Annotated in this window: 16 protein-coding genes; 4 read left to right on the top strand and 12 right to left on the bottom strand. The window is 74.8% G+C overall.

Going from position 1 to position 16,195, the window contains the following annotated elements:
• Positions 1-153: 153 nt before the first annotated feature.
• Together DQ239_RS12900 and DQ239_RS12895 are read left to right on the top strand one after the other, a co-directional pair.
• On the top strand, positions 154-498 hold the full coding sequence (locus DQ239_RS12900; RefSeq protein ID WP_113834802.1) for a hypothetical protein: 345 nt from the start codon (positions 154-156) through the stop codon (positions 496-498).
• A complete protein-coding gene (locus tag DQ239_RS12895; protein ID WP_113834801.1) occupies positions 495-1,256 on the top strand; it encodes a hypothetical protein in 762 nt (253 codons plus the stop codon). Before DQ239_RS12900 ends, DQ239_RS12895 begins: the two co-directional genes overlap by 4 nt.
• Here the strand turns inward: DQ239_RS12895 and DQ239_RS21305 are convergent.
• The 8 genes from DQ239_RS21305 to DQ239_RS12855 all read right to left on the bottom strand — a co-directional run bounded on the left by DQ239_RS21305 (position 1,253) and on the right by DQ239_RS12855 (position 10,904).
• Positions 1,253-3,190 (bottom strand): NlpC/P60 family protein, encoded by a 1,938-nt coding sequence (locus DQ239_RS21305; protein ID WP_304543155.1) that lies wholly within the window; start codon positions 3,188-3,190, stop codon positions 1,253-1,255. The genes DQ239_RS12895 and DQ239_RS21305 overlap by 4 nt on opposite strands.
• A 183-nt stretch (positions 3,191-3,373) precedes the next feature.
• Entirely contained in the window at positions 3,374-3,565 is a 192-nt protein-coding gene (locus DQ239_RS12885) for a hypothetical protein (protein WP_113834800.1), read from the bottom strand.
• A gap of 146 nt (positions 3,566-3,711) precedes the next feature.
• On the bottom strand, positions 3,712-5,013 hold the full coding sequence (locus DQ239_RS12880) for a citrate synthase (protein ID WP_113834799.1): 1,302 nt from the start codon (positions 5,011-5,013) through the stop codon (positions 3,712-3,714).
• Positions 5,013-6,971: a hypothetical protein gene (locus DQ239_RS12875; protein ID WP_113834798.1), complete on the bottom strand. Its 1,959-nt coding sequence runs from the start codon at positions 6,969-6,971 to the stop codon at positions 5,013-5,015. Before DQ239_RS12875 ends, DQ239_RS12880 begins: the two co-directional genes overlap by 1 nt.
• A 33-nt stretch (positions 6,972-7,004) precedes the next feature.
• Complete coding sequence (locus DQ239_RS12870; protein WP_304543149.1) at positions 7,005-8,123, bottom strand: DegT/DnrJ/EryC1/StrS family aminotransferase; 1,119 nt, start codon at positions 8,121-8,123, stop codon at positions 7,005-7,007.
• Positions 8,120-8,653, bottom strand: a complete 534-nt coding sequence (locus DQ239_RS12865; protein ID WP_233489149.1) for an FdtA/QdtA family cupin domain-containing protein — start codon at positions 8,651-8,653, stop codon at positions 8,120-8,122. The genes DQ239_RS12870 and DQ239_RS12865 overlap by 4 nt, the downstream gene beginning before the upstream one ends.
• Positions 8,654-8,749: 96 nt before the next feature.
• Positions 8,750-10,144: a class II fumarate hydratase gene (locus DQ239_RS12860; RefSeq protein ID WP_113834796.1), complete on the bottom strand. Its 1,395-nt coding sequence runs from the start codon at positions 10,142-10,144 to the stop codon at positions 8,750-8,752.
• Between the two features lie 70 nt (positions 10,145-10,214).
• Complete coding sequence (locus DQ239_RS12855; protein ID WP_158544830.1) at positions 10,215-10,904, bottom strand: hypothetical protein; 690 nt, start codon at positions 10,902-10,904, stop codon at positions 10,215-10,217.
• Positions 10,905-11,055: 151 nt separating this feature from the next.
• On the opposite strand from DQ239_RS12855, the gene DQ239_RS12850 reads away from it, so the two are divergent.
• Positions 11,056-11,652, top strand: a complete 597-nt coding sequence (locus tag DQ239_RS12850; protein ID WP_113834794.1) for a hypothetical protein — start codon at positions 11,056-11,058, stop codon at positions 11,650-11,652.
• 12 nt (positions 11,653-11,664) lie between these two features.
• Here DQ239_RS12850 and glpX read toward each other — a convergent pair whose 3' ends face one another.
• On the bottom strand, positions 11,665-12,714 hold the full coding sequence (gene glpX, locus DQ239_RS12845) for a class II fructose-bisphosphatase (protein WP_199582957.1): 1,050 nt from the start codon (positions 12,712-12,714) through the stop codon (positions 11,665-11,667).
• A gap of 114 nt (positions 12,715-12,828) precedes the next feature.
• On the opposite strand from glpX, the gene DQ239_RS12840 reads away from it, so the two are divergent.
• Complete coding sequence (locus DQ239_RS12840; RefSeq protein ID WP_113834793.1) at positions 12,829-13,470, top strand: DUF4245 domain-containing protein; 642 nt, start codon at positions 12,829-12,831, stop codon at positions 13,468-13,470.
• A 19-nt stretch (positions 13,471-13,489) separates the two neighbouring features.
• Here the strand turns inward: DQ239_RS12840 and DQ239_RS12835 are convergent, their stop codons facing one another.
• From DQ239_RS12835 to DQ239_RS12825, 3 genes are all read right to left on the bottom strand, one after another.
• A complete protein-coding gene (locus DQ239_RS12835; protein ID WP_113834792.1) occupies positions 13,490-13,705 on the bottom strand; it encodes an exodeoxyribonuclease VII small subunit in 216 nt (71 codons plus the stop codon).
• Entirely contained in the window at positions 13,702-14,925 is a 1,224-nt protein-coding gene (gene xseA, locus DQ239_RS12830) for an exodeoxyribonuclease VII large subunit (RefSeq protein ID WP_113834791.1), read from the bottom strand. The genes DQ239_RS12835 and xseA overlap by 4 nt, the downstream gene beginning before the upstream one ends.
• Positions 14,926-15,069: 144 nt before the next feature.
• Complete coding sequence (locus DQ239_RS12825; protein ID WP_113834790.1) at positions 15,070-16,143, bottom strand: hypothetical protein; 1,074 nt, start codon at positions 16,141-16,143, stop codon at positions 15,070-15,072.
• Between the last annotated feature and the right edge of the window lie 52 nt (positions 16,144-16,195).

The following is a 16,195-nucleotide window of genomic DNA, read 5'->3' as shown; positions in this document are numbered from 1 at the left end:
GAGGATCCGGTGAATTCATCGGCCCGGATCGGGTCGATCGAGGTGCGGGCCTGCCGATATCCAGGGCGTGACGCTGAGCCCCCGGACCCGCCGCACCGCAGCCGCGGGCCGGCCGGCGACGGGGCCCGGCCGCAGCACCCGGGACGGCGTCCGATGAGCGTGCTGCCCAGTGGCGACACGGGCTCGGAGGTCCTCGTCCCGCACTGGCTCGCCTCGCCCGAGCGCGTCCAGCTGGCCGCCGCGGTGCGCTCCGCGCTCGGTGACCCGGCCGTGCACCCCGTGGCGCACATCCACCTCCAGAACGTGCTCACCGAGCTGCACGTCGCCGCCGCCCGGGACGCCGTCTGGCCGGCCTCGGCCGCGCGGGTGCGCCTGGCGACGGGCTGGGACGCCGACGTGCTGCCGGTGCGCCTCAGCGCCGCCGAGCTGACCGCCGTCCTCGCCCTCTGCCCGCTGCCCGACGGCCTGCGGGCCCGGCTGAGCGGAGGCGGCGCGTGACCGCGTTCGGACGCCGCGGTTCGGCCGGTCTCCTGCAGCGCCTGCGCCCGACGCCAATCGACGTCGCCGACCTGCTCGAGGTGGCCGAGGTGGTGCTGCCCGTGCTGGCCGGTCCTCAGCTGCGGGTCGAACTGGTGCGGCGCAGTGGCGCGGGCTCCGCCCTGCTCGTGGAGGAGGACGAGCGCAGCGTGCGCGTCGGCCTCGGCGAGCTGGCCGATGACATGACGGGGGCCGGCGTCGCGCCGACCCCCGAGGCGATGACCGCCGCGCTGCGCGCGTGGGTCGCCTCCCGTCCCGTGACCGATGCGGCCGCGACCACGGACGGCATCGCCGTGCTCGACTGGGCCGACCCTGCCCGCTCCGCCGTCGGGTGGCGGGTCGTCGTCCGCCGCGAGGAGCTCACCCCCGCCTGGACCCCGCTGCCCGGTACCGCCCCCGGGCGGGTGGAGGAGATCCGGTCGGCCGCGAGCGCCCGGGCCGCCGAGGTGCAGCTGGCGCTGCGCGTCGAGGGACCGGTGGCGCTGTGGTCCCACCCCTCGATGCCCGTGCTCGCCACCACCGCGCTGGCGGCTCCCGCGCGGCTGCTCGCCCGCGTCGCCGACGCCGGCCTGCCGGTCGACGACCTGCACGTGGTGGTCACCCCGCAGCGGCCGGTCGCCTGCGCCGGCCGCAGCGTCGCGGCGCGGCTGGCTGGGGAGACCTCCGAGGCCAGCGTGACCCTGCCCTGGGAACGGCTCGCCGGCCTGCCCTGGCTCTAGGAGATGTAGCCGTACTCCCAGTGCCACGGCTCGGGCTTCTCGCCACCGGGGGAGGCCCAGTCCGGCTGGACGAACCCGAACCGGCCGGCGTTGGCGGCCATCCAGCGCCACTGCTCGGACCCGCCCCGGTGGATCCCCCCGCACAGGTCGACCGCCAGGGCCCACCCGTGGTTCGAGGTGCCGGGCACCGCGGCGAGCGCGGGCTTGCGGGAGAAGGCGTCGACCTGGCTGGCCAGCGACCGGTAGGAGTCGGTGAGGCACAGCTCGGTGCCGAACTCGGCCTCGTAGGCCTCGCCCATGGCGGCGTAGCCGGCCGCGGCGTCGCAGCGCAGGGCGTGCCGGTGGACGCCCAGCTGGCACAGCGCCTGGGTCGGGATCTCGCCGTTGTCCCAGCCACCCCAGCGCGGGCTGCCGCTTCCCGGCGTCGCCAGGGGTGCCCCGCACGGGCCGGTCGGGCCGCCCGCGGGCAGCGCCGCGTTCGGGGTGCCGGTCGGGGCCACGGGCACGCGGACGGCGGCGGAGCCGGCGGCCACCGAGCGGATGCCGACCTGGTAGGTCGCCGCGGAGGCGCCGAGCACGTCGCCGTCGCCGAGGTACATGCCGACGTCCTGGCCGCCGGGGGAGAAGACGAGGTCACCGATCTGCAGGCCGTCCAGCGGCACCGCGGTACCGGTGGCCCACTGCTGCTGGGGGGTGGCGGGCAGCGCGTAGCCGCCGAGCAGCCAGGAGGCCGCCGTGAAGCCGCCGCAGTCGTAGGTCTCGGGGCCGGCGGCGCCGGCGACGTAGGGCTTGCCGAGCTGGGACAGCGCGTTGCTGACCGCGGCGACGGTCTCCGACGGCAGCACGGTCACCGGGCTGCTGCCCGCGACGGCCCAGGCGACGCCCGGCACGGGACGGCCGTCGGCGTCGAGCGCGGGGGACAGGCCCTCGGGCAGGTCGGCGGGGTCGGTGAGGTCGGCGGCGGCCGGCAGCTCGACACCGGCGCCGGTCAGCTCGGCCAGGTAGCCCTGCCAGCGGGCGACGGCGCGCTGGTTGCGCTCCTGCTGCTGCCCCGCGGCCGGGATCGTGCCCAGGGCGGCCAGCCGGCCGGTGACCTCGGTGCTCAGGTCGTCGACCTCGGCGCGCATCCGATCCAGGGCCGCGGCCAGCTCGGCGTCGGCGTCGGCGGCGACGGCCTCGGCGCGGTCGACCCGGGCCTCCGCGTCGGCGAGGGTGGCGGCGGTGCGCTCGGCACGCACCACGGTCGCCTCGACCGCCTGGTCGGCGTCGGCGGCGAGCTCCTGCGCGAGGACCCCGGCACCGGGGGCGTCGAGGGTCGGCACGGGGTACCGGGCGGCGGGGGTGGCCCGGTAGAGGTCGGCCGCGCTCGTGCCCACGGCCTGCTGGACGTCGTCGACGGCGTCGCGGGCGGCCTGCTCCGCGGCCCGCGCCTCGGTCAGCTGGTCGCGGCGGTGCGCGGCGGTCTGCTCAAGGGCGCGGTAGCCGTCGGCCGCCTCCAGCAGCGAGCTGCGGGCGGTAAGGGCCAGGGCGGTGACGTCCAGCGGCCCACCCGAGGGGGTGGTCGCGCCGGGCAGCACCACGGTGACGAGGGCCGGCACCAGCAGCGTGCCGAGGGCGACGACGCCGAGGCGGGAGGACCAGCGCGCGCCGGTGCGCTCGGTGGCCCCGGCACCGGTCCGGGACCGCGTCGCAGCGGGACGCTTCGCCGCTGGGCGCTTCGTGGTGGGGGAACGCTTGCCGGCCGGACGTGGAGCGGCCTTCGCGGCCAGGGCGGCCCGCGCGGCGGCGAGCTGGGCGGGGGTGAGGTCGGGCCGGGCGGCGGCCAGCTGGCGCAGGGTGATGGCCTCGCGCAGGGCCTGGGCCTCGCGGGCGTCGACGACGGGCCGGGGGGTGGGACGGGCCGCGGAACGGACGGGCGTGCGTGGTGCGGGCACTGCGGCGTCTCCCGGCGGTCTCGTCGGCCCGAGGGCCGGCCCGCTGCGGGGATGCAGTCGGGCTCAGACCTCGTATCGACGTGCCGGGGGAGGCGCCGGAGAGGGGGGTGAGGGGTTCTCACCCCTCCGGGTGAGGGTGAAAGAGCCGAGGGTGCCCGGAAGGATGAGTGCCGATGCGCGCCGTCACGGAGCCCACCAGGCGCCGTGCCGGTGCACGAGGGGGATGCGCAGCTGCCCGCCGTCCTCGGTGGACACGACGACCTCGACGCCGGTGATGCGCACGGGCGGTCCGTCGTCCTCGGGCTCGAGCAGGGTGCCGCTCGCCAGCGGGATGGGTGGTACGACGAGGACGTCGTCGCCTGGCGGCTCGGCCATGGGCGGACCTCCTGGGGAGACGGATCCTCCGCGGGTGCGGGACGCCCTCACCGTAGGGGGACCGGGGACCGGACAGCGATCGGGCCGGGCAGGAACTCCCTGGTGGGAGCCCGCCCGGCCCGTTCGTCCGCGGAGGGGGGCTTGCGTCAGCGCCGGTCGAGCGGCACGAAGGCGCGCTCGGTCTCCCCGATGTAGAGCTGGCGCGGGCGGCCGATCTTGGTGGTGGGGTCGGCGATCATCTCCCGCCACTGGGCGATCCAGCCGGGCAGCCGGCCGAGGGCGAACAGCACGGTGAACATGCGGGTCGGGAAGCCCATCGCCCGGTAGATCAGCCCGGTGTAGAAGTCGACGTTCGGGTAGAGCTTGCGCTCGACGAAGTAGTCGTCCTTGAGCGCGATCTCCTCGAGCTGGCGGGCCAGGTCCAGCAGCTCGTTGCTGCCGCCCAGCTTGTCCAGCACGGTGTCGGCCGTGGCCTTCACGATGGCCGCGCGCGGGTCGTAGTTCTTGTAGACCCGGTGCCCGAAGCCCATCAGCTTGACGCCGGGCTCCTTGTTCTTGACCCGCTCGACGAACCGCGGGATGTCGCCGCCGTCGGCCTTGATCGCCTCGAGCATCTCCAGCACCGACTGGTTGGCCCCGCCGTGCAGCGGGCCGAACAGCGCGTTGATCCCGGCCGAGACGGAGGCGAAGAGGTTGGCGTGCGAGGAGCCGACGAGCCGGACGGTCGACGTCGAGCAGTTCTGCTCGTGGTCGGCGTGCAGGACGAAGAGCATGTCCAGCGCCTTCACGAGCTCCGGGTCGGCGTCGTAGGGCTCCGCGGGGAACCCGAAGGTCATCCGCAGGAAGTTCTCCACCAGGCCCAGGGAGTTGTCCGGGTAGAGGAACGGCTGGCCGACCGACTTCTTGTAGGCGTAGGCCGCGATGGTGGGCAGCTTGGCCAGCAGCCGCACGGTGGACAGCTCGACCTGCTCCTGCTGGAAGGGGTCGAGGCTGTCCTGGTAGAAGGTCGACAGCGCGCTGACCGCCGACGACAGCACCGGCATCGGGTGCGCGTCCAGGGGGAAGCCCTTGAAGAACTGCTTGAGGTCCTCGTGCAGCAGGGTGTGCCGCCGGATCCGCTGGTCGAACTCGGCGAGCTGGTCGGCGGTGGGCAGCTCCCCGTAGATCAGCAGGTAGCTGACCTCCAGGAAGCTGGCCTTGCCCGCCAGCTGGTCGATCGGGTACCCGCGGTAGCGCAGGATCCCCGCGTCACCGTCGATGTAGGTGATCGCCGAGGTGCAGGCGGCGGTGTTCACGAACCCGATGTCCAGCGCGACCGTGCCGGTCGTGGCCAGCAGCTTGCTCGTGTCGAGGCCGTCGGCGCCCTCGGACGCGTGCTTGACGGCCAGGGGCAGTTCGCCCCCGGGGTAGCGGAGGGCTACGTCTGAGGTGCTCGCGGTCTCAGTCATCAAGAGGGCACGCTACTGCGAACGGCCGCCTCGGTGCACGAGGAGTCGAGCGCCGCGACGGTTTCCACCGGGCGGCCGGTCCCCGGCCCCGGATCCACGTCGTGGATCGGCTGCGGAGGGGTCCACAGCGGCGAGCGGAGCAGGAGCGCGAGCCGCTCCAGCGCCTGGGTCGTGCACGGCAGCTCGCCCGGCAGTGCCAGCCGCGCGTCGGTGGGGACGGCGGACTCCACGGCGATCGTCCCGCAGTTCTCCGGCGTCTGCCCGATGCTCGCGAGGATCCGGACCAGGATGGCCGTGGTCTCCGAGCCGGCGCGGTCGTCGCCCGGCACGAAGGGCAGGCTGACCGCGAGTCGTGGTTGCTGCTCCGCGAGCACCAGCAGGTCCGAGATCCAGTCGTCGGCGCGCTCCCAGCCGCCGGCCACGCGGACGGTCAGCGGCGCCTCGGCGTCCCGGTTCAGGGCGGCGAAGACGTCCAGCTGCAGGGCCTCGTCGTAGCGGTCGCCGAGGGGCGCCGCGACGGCGTCGACGGCCAGCGGGGACAGCGGCCGGTGCGTGTGCATGAAGGCGAGGAGCATCGCCCCGTAGCCGTCGTCGCGGACCCGGCGACGCCCCTCGACCGAGGCGGCGGTCGTGCTGCGCGCCTGCCGGTAGACCCGTTCTAGTGCGGCGTCCCACTCCGGGCCGGCGTGCACGGCCTGCACCGCCGCCCGGGCGCGTGCTCCCTCGCGGTCCCGGAGGTCGGCGTCGTCGACGAGCCGGCGCAGCGCGGTGACGTACTGCTCGGGTCGGCCGACCCGGGGCAGCCCGACCAGCCCGGGCGAGTCAGCCTGGAAGATGTGCGCCGGCTCGGTGGCGGGCAGGTCCTCGAGAGTGAGCACCGGCGTGCCGGCGACGGCGGCCTCCAGCACCGACGTCCCGGCGCGGCTCGGATAGGACTCCAGGTAGATGTCGGCCAGCTCGTACCAGGGGTCCGGGTCGGGCACGCCCCCGACGGCGAGCAGGCGTCCCGGGTGGCGCGCGGCCACCCGGGCCCACTCGCCGGCGGCCGGCACGCCGACCATCACGACGGTGAGCCGCGGGGCCCAGCCCAGCGCCCGGTCGACCAGGGCGGCCATTCCCCGACCCCAGGACGGCGCCACCTTGGCGTCGGACGCGACGCAGACCGCCACGACGGCGTCGGGGTCGATCCCCAGCCGGCCGCGCAGCTCGGCGGCCACGCCGTGCACGAGCGGGGGGTCGATGGGCAGGGGGAGCACGGCGAGCCGCTCGGGCTCGATGCCGCGCAGCCCGGTGCTCAGCTGCGTGGCGCGGAAGTCGCAGACCAGGTCGGCGGCGCCCACGCCCAGCCAGAACGCGTGGTCGGCGTGGTTCTCGACGATCACCGGCGGGCGCGGTCCGGGCAGGTGCACCGCGGCCAGTGCGACGGCGTCGTAGGGGTGCACGTGCAGCACGACGACGTCGACGTCGTCGAAGAGGGCCCGCAGGGCGACGGCCCGGGCGAGCAGGTCGGGGGAATCGCTGCGGAGGTGGTGCACCCGTCCGCCGGAGGTGTGCACCACGTCGGTGAGCTCGGCGGGGAGGGCGACGGACTGGTTGGTCAGGGCGACGTCGCTGGTCCGGCCGCCGTCCCGGGACATCCAGCGACGGGCCAGCCGGGTGTGGCCGCCGACCGCGTAGGCCTCCGACAGCACGTGCAGCACGCGTCCGGTGGAGCGGGCCCGGTCGACGACCGGCGGCTGCCCGTCGCGCACGGCGTCGATCACCAGTCGCTCCAGCAGCGGGTCGGCCAGCATCCCCATCGGAGCCCACCACCCGTAGGCGGCGGCGAGGGTCGCGCTCCGGAGGACGCGCTCGACGTCGCCGTCGACGGCGTACCGCTGCACGATCTCCACGAGCCGGTCGTAGGTCTGTCGATGCGCGGCCAGCACCCGGGGCGCCTCGGCAGGGAAGCGGTGCACGTTCGTGTCTCCTGTGGTGTCGACCGGAGCGGATCAGGGGCGGAAGGACTGCAGGGCGGCGATGACGGCGTCCTGGTCGTCCGTGCCGAGGGCCGGGCCCAAGGGCAGGCTGAGCGCCTCGCGCGCGAGGGCGTCGGCGACGGGGAGGTGCGCGTCGGCGAGGGGCGTGCCGGCGAACGCGCCCTGACGGTGGCAGGGGACGGGGTAGTGCAGGCCGGTCTCCACGCCCGCGGCCGTCAGGTGGTCGCGCAGCCGGTCCCGGTGCTCGCTGCGGACGACGTACAGGTGCCAGACCGGGGTCGCCCACTCGGCGCTTTCCGGGAGGACCAGGTCCAGGCCCCGCAACCCCTCGTCGTAGCGCCGGGCCACCGCCTCGCGGCGGGCGTTGTGCTCGTCGAGCCGGCGGAGCTTCACCGAGAGGACGGCCGCCTGCACCTCGTCGAGCCGGCTGTTCCAGCCCACGACGTCGTGGTGGTACTTCTCGACCGACCCGTAGTTCCGCAGCCGGCGCAGCCGTTCGGCGGTCTCCGGGTCCGACGTCGTCACGGCCCCGCCGTCGCCGAGGGCGCCCAGGTTCTTCCCGGGGTAGAAGCTCCAGGCGGTCGCGTGGGTCAGGCCGCCGACCGGCCGTCCCCGGAGCCGGGCGCCGTGGGCTTGTGCGGCGTCGTCGAGGACCACCAGGTCGTGGTCGCGCGCCACCCGCAGGACGACGTCGAGGTCGACCGGGTGGCCGTAGAGGTGGACCGGCAGGACGGCGCGCGTCCGTGGCGTGACGGCGGCGACGAGGGCCGCTTCGTCCCAGTCGGCGGAGGCGGACCGGACGTCCACCGGCACCGGGACGGCACCGACGTGGGCGACGGCCAGCCAGGTGGCGACGAACGTGTGCGAGGGCACCAGGACCTCGTCGCCGGGCCCGACGCCCAGCGCCCGCAGTCCGAGCGACAGCGCGTCGAGCCCGTTGCCGACACCGACGGCGAAGCGGGCGCCGACCGTGCGCGCCCAGGAGTCCTCGAAGGTCTCCAGCTCGGGACCGAGCAGCACCCGGCCGCTGCGCACGACGCGCAGCACGGCGTCCTCGATCTCCGGCTGCATCTCCGCGTGCACGGCCGCCAGGTCCAGGAAGGGGACCGGGCGGCGGGTCGGCGCGCTCACCGGTTGCTCGTCGGCGCGGGGATCTCGCCCGCTGCCTCGGCGGCCCGGCGCGCGGCGACGAAGTCGTCGTAGCTGCGGTAGTAGTCGTCCTCCTCGTACCGCTGGGAGGCGAGCACCAGGCAGACGCTGCCGCTCGAGAAGTTCCCGAGCTCGCGCCACGTCAGCCTCGGCACCATCAGGCCGTAGTACGAGCGGTTGAGGTGGAACCGCGCGGTGCCCGAGCCGTCGTCGACGAGCACGTCGAAACTCCCGGCGGCCGCGATGATCAGCTGCTGGAGGTCGTGGTGGGCGTGGCCGCCGCGCGACTCACCGCCCGGCACGTCGTAGAGGTAGTAGACGCGGGCGATGTCGAAGGGCAGCTGCCCGCCGCCCTCCACGAAGGTCAGGTTGCCGCGCGGGTCGGTGATCCGCGGCAGATCGACGATCCGGCACCCGGCGCCCCCACCCGCAGGAGTCGGGGTCCAGTCGGTCACCCGGCGCCCGGGTGCGGAGGAGCGGCGGTCGTCCTGGGCCGTCGGCTGAGCAGTCACCCAGACCTCATCGGCAGCCCACGGGTCCGGGCGAACCACCGCCACCCGGCCGCCCGTCCCCTCCGGGGCGGACCGGAGGGGAGGGGCGGCCCGGTGTCAGGGGTGGGTCATGGAGAGCACGTCGAGGGCCTCGTCGAGCTGCTGCTCGGTGAGCTTGCCCTGCTCGACGTAGCCGCGCTCCAGCACCACCTGGCGGATGGTCTTCTGCTCCTTGAGCGACTGCTTGGCCACGACCGCGGCCTCCTCGTAGCCGATGTACTTGTTCAGCGGCGTCACGATCGAGGGGGAGGACTCGGCGTAGGTCCGGCATTGGTCGACGTCGGCCACGATGCCGTCGACGCAGCGGTCGGCCAGCAGCCGGCTGACGTTGGCCAGCAGGCGGATCGATTCCAGGACGTTGCGCGCCATGAGCGGCAGGGTCACGTTGAGCTCGAAGACACCGGTGGTGCCGGCGTAGGTGACCGCGGCGTCGTTGCCGATGACCTGGGCGCCCACCTGGATGACCGCCTCGGGGATCACCGGGTTCACCTTGCCGGGCATGATCGAGCTGCCGGGCTGGAGGTCGGGCAGCTGGATCTCGCCCAGCCCGGTGCGCGGGCCCGAGCCCATCCACCGCAGGTCGTTGACGATCTTGATCAGTCCGACGGCGATCGTCCGGAGCTGGCCGGAGGCCTCGACCAGGCCGTCGCGGGAGCTCTGCGCCTCGAAGTGGTTCCGCGCCTCGGTCAGCGGGAGGTCCAGCTCGCGGGCCAGCTTCTCGATGATGGCCGCGGCGAACCCGGGCGGGGTGTTGATGCCGGTACCGACGGCGGTGCCGCCCAGGGGCAGCTCGCCGATGCGGGGGAGGGAGGCCTGCAGCCGCTCGACGCCGTAGCGGACGGCCGCCGCGTAGCCGCCGAACTCCTGCCCGAGCGTCACCGGGGTGGCGTCCATGAGGTGCGTGCGGCCGCTCTTGACGACCGTCGCGAACTCCTCGGCCTTGCGCTCCAGGGAGGCCTCGAGGTGCTGCAACGCCGGGATCAGGGTCGTGACGATGGCCCGGGTGGCGGCGATGTGGATGGCCGACGGGAAGACGTCGTTGGACGACTGCGAGGCGTTGACGTGGTCGTTCGGGTGCACGGGGCTGCCCAGCGACTCCGTCGCGAGGGTCGCGATGACCTCGTTGGTGTTCATGTTGCTCGACGTCCCCGAGCCGGTCTGGAAGACGTCGATGGGGAAGTGGTCGTCCCACTCGCCCCGGGCCACGGCGGCCGCGGCCTCGCCGATCGCCCCGGCGACGGCGGGGTCGACGACCCCGAGGTCGGCGTTGACGGCGGCGGCCGCGCCCTTGATGGCGGCCAGCGCGGCGATGAGCTCGCGCTCGATCGGGGTGCCGGAGATCGGGAAGTTCTCGACGGCGCGCTGGGTCTGCGCCCGCCACTTGGCCCAGGCGGGAACGCGGACCTCCCCCATGGAGTCGTGCTCGACGCGGTACTCCGGCTCGGTGGCCACGGTGCGCTCCCGGTTGGTGGTGGGGACAGTGCTCGGCAGCGACCCTAGACACCCCCGCCGCGGGCTGCGATCAGCCCCGGCGTCCGCGGGAGCGTTCCCGGTCCCGGACGGTGGCCTCGTAGTGCTCGACGACGCCCCGCACCGGACCCTCGGCCGGCATGCGTTCCTCGAGGACGTACGCCGCGATGTCGGCGGCGTGCTCGGCGAAGCCGAACTTCTCGACGGCGTAGTGGTTGACGCTGTCGGGCTTGCCGGGGATGGACCGGGTGAACGGTCGCACGTGGCGGCGGACCACGGCTCCGGCGGCCACGATGGAGTACTGGCCCACGACGACGTCCTGGACGACGCCGCTCCCCAGCGCCAGGTTGGCGCCCCGGAGCACCCGGACCAGGCCGGCCAGCGCGACCATCGGCGTGAGCACGACCTGGTCCTCCAGGTGCGCGTCGTGGGGCACGTGCACGCTCTGCATCAGGAACACGTCGTCGCCGATGGTGGTCACGTCCTCGTAGCAGGCCTTCTGCACCGAGACGAACTCCCGGATCGTGGTGCGGCTGCCGATGACGACCCGCTTGGTCGAGTCGTCGTACCGGGGGTTGCGGGTGTCCTGGCCCGGCAGCCCGATGCACACGTGCGAGGAGAGCAGGTTGTCGTCGCCCATGACGAGCGGGCCGCGCAAGTGGCAGAACGGACCGATGGTGTTGCGGTTCCCGAGCTGGACGTCGCCCTCGATGACCGCGGTGGGATGGATGTCGTTGTCCATGGACACCGCACTTCCGACGCAGTGGTGGCTGTCGGGCGCAGCGTAGTGAGCCCACGCGGCACAGCCGGACGCGGCGACGGCAACGCCGGGATCGGAGCCGCGAGGCCCTAGCATCCCCGGCGGCAGCCCGTGCCCCGAGCGAGGAGTTCCGATGTCCCAGCCGCCCTACCCGCCCACGGGTGGTTCCGGCGCGGGGGACGACCGCCCCGCCGGCCCGCCGCAGCCCGACCCGTCCGCCCGGCCGTACCCCGAGTGGCAGCCGCCCTACGGCCAGCCCCAGTACGGCCAGCCCCCGTACGGCCAGCCCCCCTACGGACAGCCGCCGTACGGGCAGCCGCCGCAGGGGCCGGGTGGGCCCACCCCGCCCTGGGGGCAGGGTGCGGCGGCGCCTCGGCGGACCAGCACGGTCGCCGTCGTCGTGGCGGGGGTCCTGGCTGCGCTCGTCGTCGCCGGGCTCGCGATCGCGCTGCTCGTCGGGTCGGGCTCGGACGACGGCGGGGACGGCGGCAGCGGCGACTCCTCGATCCCGGCGGCGGCCTCGGAGCCCGAGGGCCTGGGCGACGACCCGGACCTCGACGAGTACGCCGAGGAGTGCTACGACGGCGACATGGACGCCTGCGACGACCTCTACCGGGAGTCGCCGCGGAGCTCGGCCTACGAGCTGTACGGCGGCACCTGCGCGGGCCGGCAGCCCAACGCCGACGCCTCGAAGGTCTACTGCGTGGACGCCTTCCCGCCGGCCAGCTGAGCCGCTCCGGGGTCAGGCCTCCCGGTCGAAGGGCACGGCGGAGTAGGCGCGCAGCTTCTCCAGCGAGTGCAGGCTCTCGATCGACCGGATGGTGCCCGACCGCGAGCGCATGACGAGCGACTGGGTGGTGCAGCCGCCGGCGCGGTACTGCACGCCGCGCAGCAGCTCGCCGTCGGTGATGCCGGTCGCGACGAAGAAGACGTCACCGCGCACGAGGTCGTCGATGTGCAGCACCCGGTCGAGGTCGTGCCCGGCGTCGAGGGCCTTCTGGCGCTCCTCGTCGTCCTTGGGCCAGAGCTTGCCCTGCAGCGCGCCACCCATGCACTTGAGCGCGCAGGCGGCGATGATGCCCTCGGGCGTCCCGCCGATGCCGAGCAGCAGGTCGACGCCCGTGCCCTCGCGGGCCGCGGCGATGGCGCCGGCGACGTCGCCGTCGGTGATGAACCTGATGCGGGCGCCGGCCTCGCGGACCTCCTGCACCAGCTCGGCGTGGCGCGGCCGGTCGAGGATGCAGACGGTGACGTCGCCGACCGAGCTCTTCTTCGCCTTGGCGATGCGGCGGATGTTCTCCGCGACGGGCGCGGTGATGTCGACGACGTCCGCGGCGGCCGGGCCGGTGGCCAGCTTCTCCATGTAGAAGACCGCGGACGGGTCGTACATCGCGCCGCGGTCGGCCACCGCCATGACGGCGATGGCGTTCGGCATGCCCTTGGCCATCAGCGTGGTGCCGTCGATCGGGTCGACGGCGACGTCGCACTCCGGGCCCTGGCCGTCGCCCACCTGCTCGCCGTTGTAGAGCATCGGGGCCTCGTCCTTCTCGCCCTCCCCGATGACGACGACGCCCTTCATGCTCACCGTGCCGATGAGGGCCCGCATGGCGTCGACCGCGGCGCCGTCACCGCCGTTCTTGTCACCGCGCCCGACCCACCGGCCGGCGGCCATCGCGGCGGCCTCGGTCACCCGCACGAGCTCGAGGGCCAGATTGCGGTCGGGGGCGGGGCGGTCGGTGGCGAACGCCCGCCCGCTCGACGAGACGGGGCCTTCGGGGACGGGCAGCGACACGGGACCTCCAGGAGAGGGACCCGGTCCCGTCCACCCGCCGGAGAGCGCAGGGCGGGCCCGGGACGCAGGCCATGGGCGGCAGGGCGGGGAGAGCGTTGCTGCGATCCTAGGTGCATGACCACAGGCCCGACGAACCCGCGACCCACCGACCGGCCGGAGTCCCCGGTGGTGGCGGGCACGGCGGAGCAGGCCCCCGCGGGGGCGACGTCTCCGGCGGTGGAGCGGGCGAACCGGATGAGCGCGGCGAACATGATCCGGTCGCTGGTCCCGCTGGTCGTCATCTGCCTGCTGCTCGTGGCGTGGCAGGCGTTCCGCGCCAGCAACGAGGAGACCGTGCGCACCGTCGACCCGACGGGCACCGTGCAGCTGGCCGCGGCGCGCGCCGGCTACGAGGTGCAGGCGCCGGCCGGGCTGCCCGAGGAGTACCGCACCACGAGCGCGCGCACCGACGCCGGAACGGCCGGCGAGGGCGATCCGGTGACCCTCCAGCTGGGCTACCTGACCCCGTCCGGGGAGTACGCCGGCTTCATCGCGAGCGACGATGCCGGCGCCGAACCGGTCCGCGCAGTGCTGGAGGGCGCGACCGAGGAGGGGACGGTCGACGTCGACGGCGAGCCCTGGACCCGGCTGACCACCGGGCGCGGCGAGACGGCCCTGACCCGGGAGTCCGGCGAGGTGGTCCTCGTCGTCACCGGATCCGCTCCCGACGACGAGCTGCGTGAGGTCGCCGCCGCGGTGCGCCCCGCGGAGGGCTGACCCGCCGGGCCGGCGCGGATCAGTTCCCGTCGTCGGCGGGCGCGGCCGCGGCGAGACGCTCCCGGGCGCGGTCCAGCCAGTGCTGGCACAGCGTCGCCAGCTGCTCGCCGCGCTCCCACAGCGCCAGCGACTCCTCGAGGGTCAGGCCGCCGGCCTCGAGCCGCCGGACGACGTCGGCGAGCTCCTCCCGCGCCTGCTCGTAGGTGGTCGTCGGCTCGTCGGTCTGCTCGCTCACGGTTGCCCATCCTGCCGGTCGACCCGGACCCTCAGCTGACCGCCGCTGACCCGGACGCGCAGGCGCTCGCCGTCGGCCACCTCGGCCGGGTCGCGGACCAGCGCACCGTCGTCGCGCTGCACCACCGCGTACCCCCGGGCGAGGGTGGCCGCCGGCGACAGCGCGGTGACGCGGGCCCGGGCGTGCTCGAGATCCCGGTCGGCGGCCTCCACCCGCTGCACGACGGTGCGCCGGGCGCGGGCGCGCAGCTGCGCGACGTCGTCGGCCCGACCGTGCAGCAGCCGGTCGGGGCTGGCCAGCACCGGGCGGCTGCGGACCGACTCCAGCCAGCGCTCCTGCTGCTCCACCCGCGAGGACACCAGGTGCCGGGCGCGGCCGCGCAGGCTCTCGACCAGGCGCCGCTGCTCGCCGATCTCCGGCACGATCCGGTGGGCGGCGTCGGTCGGGGTGGCGGCGCGGACGTCGGCGACGTGGTCGACCAGCGTCGTGTCGGTCTCGTGCCCGACCGCGGTGACCACGGGGGTGCGGGTGGCCGCGATCGCGCGCACCAGCCCCTCGTCGGAGAAGGGCAGCAGGTCCTCGACCGAGCCTCCGCCGCGGGCGATGACGATGACCTCCACCGCGGCGTCGGCGTCCAGCCGGCGCAGCCCGTCGATCACGTTCTGCGCGGCCTGCGGCCCCTGGACGGCGCAGTTGTACATCTCGAAGCGCACGGCCGGCCAGCGGCGCCGGGCGGTGACCAGGACGTCGCGCTCGGCGGCGCTGTCCCGGCCGGTGATCACACCGACGACGGCGGGCGCGAAGGGCAGCGGCCTTTTCCGGGCGGCGTCGAAGAGGCCCTCGGCGGCCAGCAGCTGCCGGATCCGCTCGATGCGGGCGAGCAGCTCACCGAGGCCGACGGCGCGGATCTCCGTGGCGCGCAGCGAGAAGGAGCCGCGGGCGACGTAGTAGTCGGGCCGGGCGCGGACGATGACCCGGGCGCCCTCGGTGAGCTCCAGCCCGGGACGGTCGGCGATGTCCCGGTGGCAGGTCACCGGGACCGACAGGTCGGCGACCGGGTCCCGCAGGGTCAGGAAGACGGTGGCCGCGCTGCCGCGCCGGGACAGCTGTGCGACCTGGCCCTCGACCCACACCTCGCCGAGCCGGCCGATCCAGTCGGCGATCTTGCGCGCGACCGTCCGGACCGGCCACGGGGTCTCGGGGGAGGAGGGAGCGGTCACTCCGCCAGCCTGTCACGGACGGCACCGGAGCCTCGCCGCACCGCCCGACACTGCGGGTCGGCGGACCGGTGAACCCGAGAGGCCCAGGACCGACATGGTCCTGGGCCTCTCGGGTTTTCTCCCGGCGCCGGGCGCCGGGTGGGTTCACACGCCGCGCGGCGCCAGCGGGCTGGCCTCGACCGCCTGCTCCTCGAGCTTCTCCAGCCGGTTGCGCAGCATCCGGAGGTAGGGCTCGCGGGCCTGGTTCGCCTCCTCGTAGGCGACCAGGTCGGCCACGGTGGAGAGCGCATAGCCGCGGAGCCGGCCGCGCAGCTGGGCGATGGAGAAGCTGTCGTAGCCCGCGATCGGGGCCTCGGCCGGCGCGCTGCTGGTCGAGGTGCTGTCGGTCGCGGTGCTGTCGGTCGAGGTGCTGTCGGTGGCGGCGGTGTCGGCCGACTCCACCGAGCCCGCACCGGCCGCGTCCACGGCCGCACCCGCCGCGATGGCGGCGTCGGCGTCGGCGACGGTGTCGTCCACACCCACCTCGACGGCGATGGGCCCGTCGCCCCGGGCGACGTCGGTGCCGTCGTCGGCGGCATTGTCGGCGGGCACCGGGGCGGCGATGCCCTCGTCGGTGACGGCCGCCTCGACCGTGGTGACGTCGCTGCCGTCGGCGTCCAGCACGTCCACGGCGGTGGGGATGTCCTCGATGACGGCCGCACCCGCGACCGGGAGCTCGACGGCGGTGTCCTCGGGCTCGGTGAGCTCCGCCGCCGGGGGGTCGGCCAGGGCGGTGGGATCGGTCTCCTCGAGCGTGGGAGCGGTCTCGATGGCCTCGTCGATGGCCAGTTCCTCGAGGATCTCCTCGGTGGCCGGCGCGTCCTCGAGGGACTCCTCGATCGTGGTCTGGGCGCCCACGCGGTCGGGGACCTCGTCCGGGACGACGTCCGCGCGGTCGAAGGCCGAGCCACGGAAGCCCTCGGCGGGCGCGGCCTCGTCGTCGTCGTCGAAGGTGGCGAGCCCGGGCTCGGCGTTGCCGCGGATCCCGGTGAACAGCTCGTCACCGCGGGCGACGAGTCCGGCGTACTGCTGCTGCACCTTCATCGCGTGCTGCATGGCCAGGCCGATGAGCCGCACCGGCAGGCCGGGAAGCGTCTCGGGCAGCCTGCGGGCCTCGTCGACGACGGTCGCGGCCAGGCCGGCAGCAGCGCGGACAACCTCAGGGATCTCACGGGACATGGGCCCACCTTGCCCCACGGATCACGCCCCGACACCCCGACCCCGGCTCTCG

The sequence above is a fragment of the Blastococcus sp. TF02-09 genome, assembly GCF_003319105.1.
Taxonomy (GTDB): Bacteria; Actinomycetota; Actinomycetes; order Mycobacteriales; family Geodermatophilaceae; genus Blastococcus.
The sequence above is the reverse complement of the archived record's forward strand: the minus strand, read 5'-3'. Positions and strand labels throughout refer to the sequence as shown.

What these genes read in the sequence shown, in the direction of transcription:
- DQ239_RS12900 (WP_113834802.1), top strand. Translation starts at nt 154, where the DNA reads ATGAGCGTGCTGCCCAGTGGCGACACGGGCTCGGAGGTCCTCGTCCCG.
- DQ239_RS12885 (WP_113834800.1), bottom strand. Translation starts at nt 3,565, where the DNA reads ATGGCCGAGCCGCCAGGCGACGACGTCCTCGTCGTACCACCCATCCCG.
- DQ239_RS12880 (WP_113834799.1), bottom strand. Translation starts at nt 5,013, where the DNA reads ATGACTGAGACCGCGAGCACCTCAGACGTAGCCCTCCGCTACCCCGGG.
- DQ239_RS12855 (WP_158544830.1), bottom strand. Translation starts at nt 10,904, where the DNA reads ATGGACAACGACATCCATCCCACCGCGGTCATCGAGGGCGACGTCCAG.
- DQ239_RS12850 (WP_113834794.1), top strand. Translation starts at nt 11,056, where the DNA reads ATGTCCCAGCCGCCCTACCCGCCCACGGGTGGTTCCGGCGCGGGGGAC.
- DQ239_RS12840 (WP_113834793.1), top strand. Translation starts at nt 12,829, where the DNA reads ATGACCACAGGCCCGACGAACCCGCGACCCACCGACCGGCCGGAGTCC.
- DQ239_RS12825 (WP_113834790.1), bottom strand. Translation starts at nt 16,143, where the DNA reads ATGTCCCGTGAGATCCCTGAGGTTGTCCGCGCTGCTGCCGGCCTGGCC.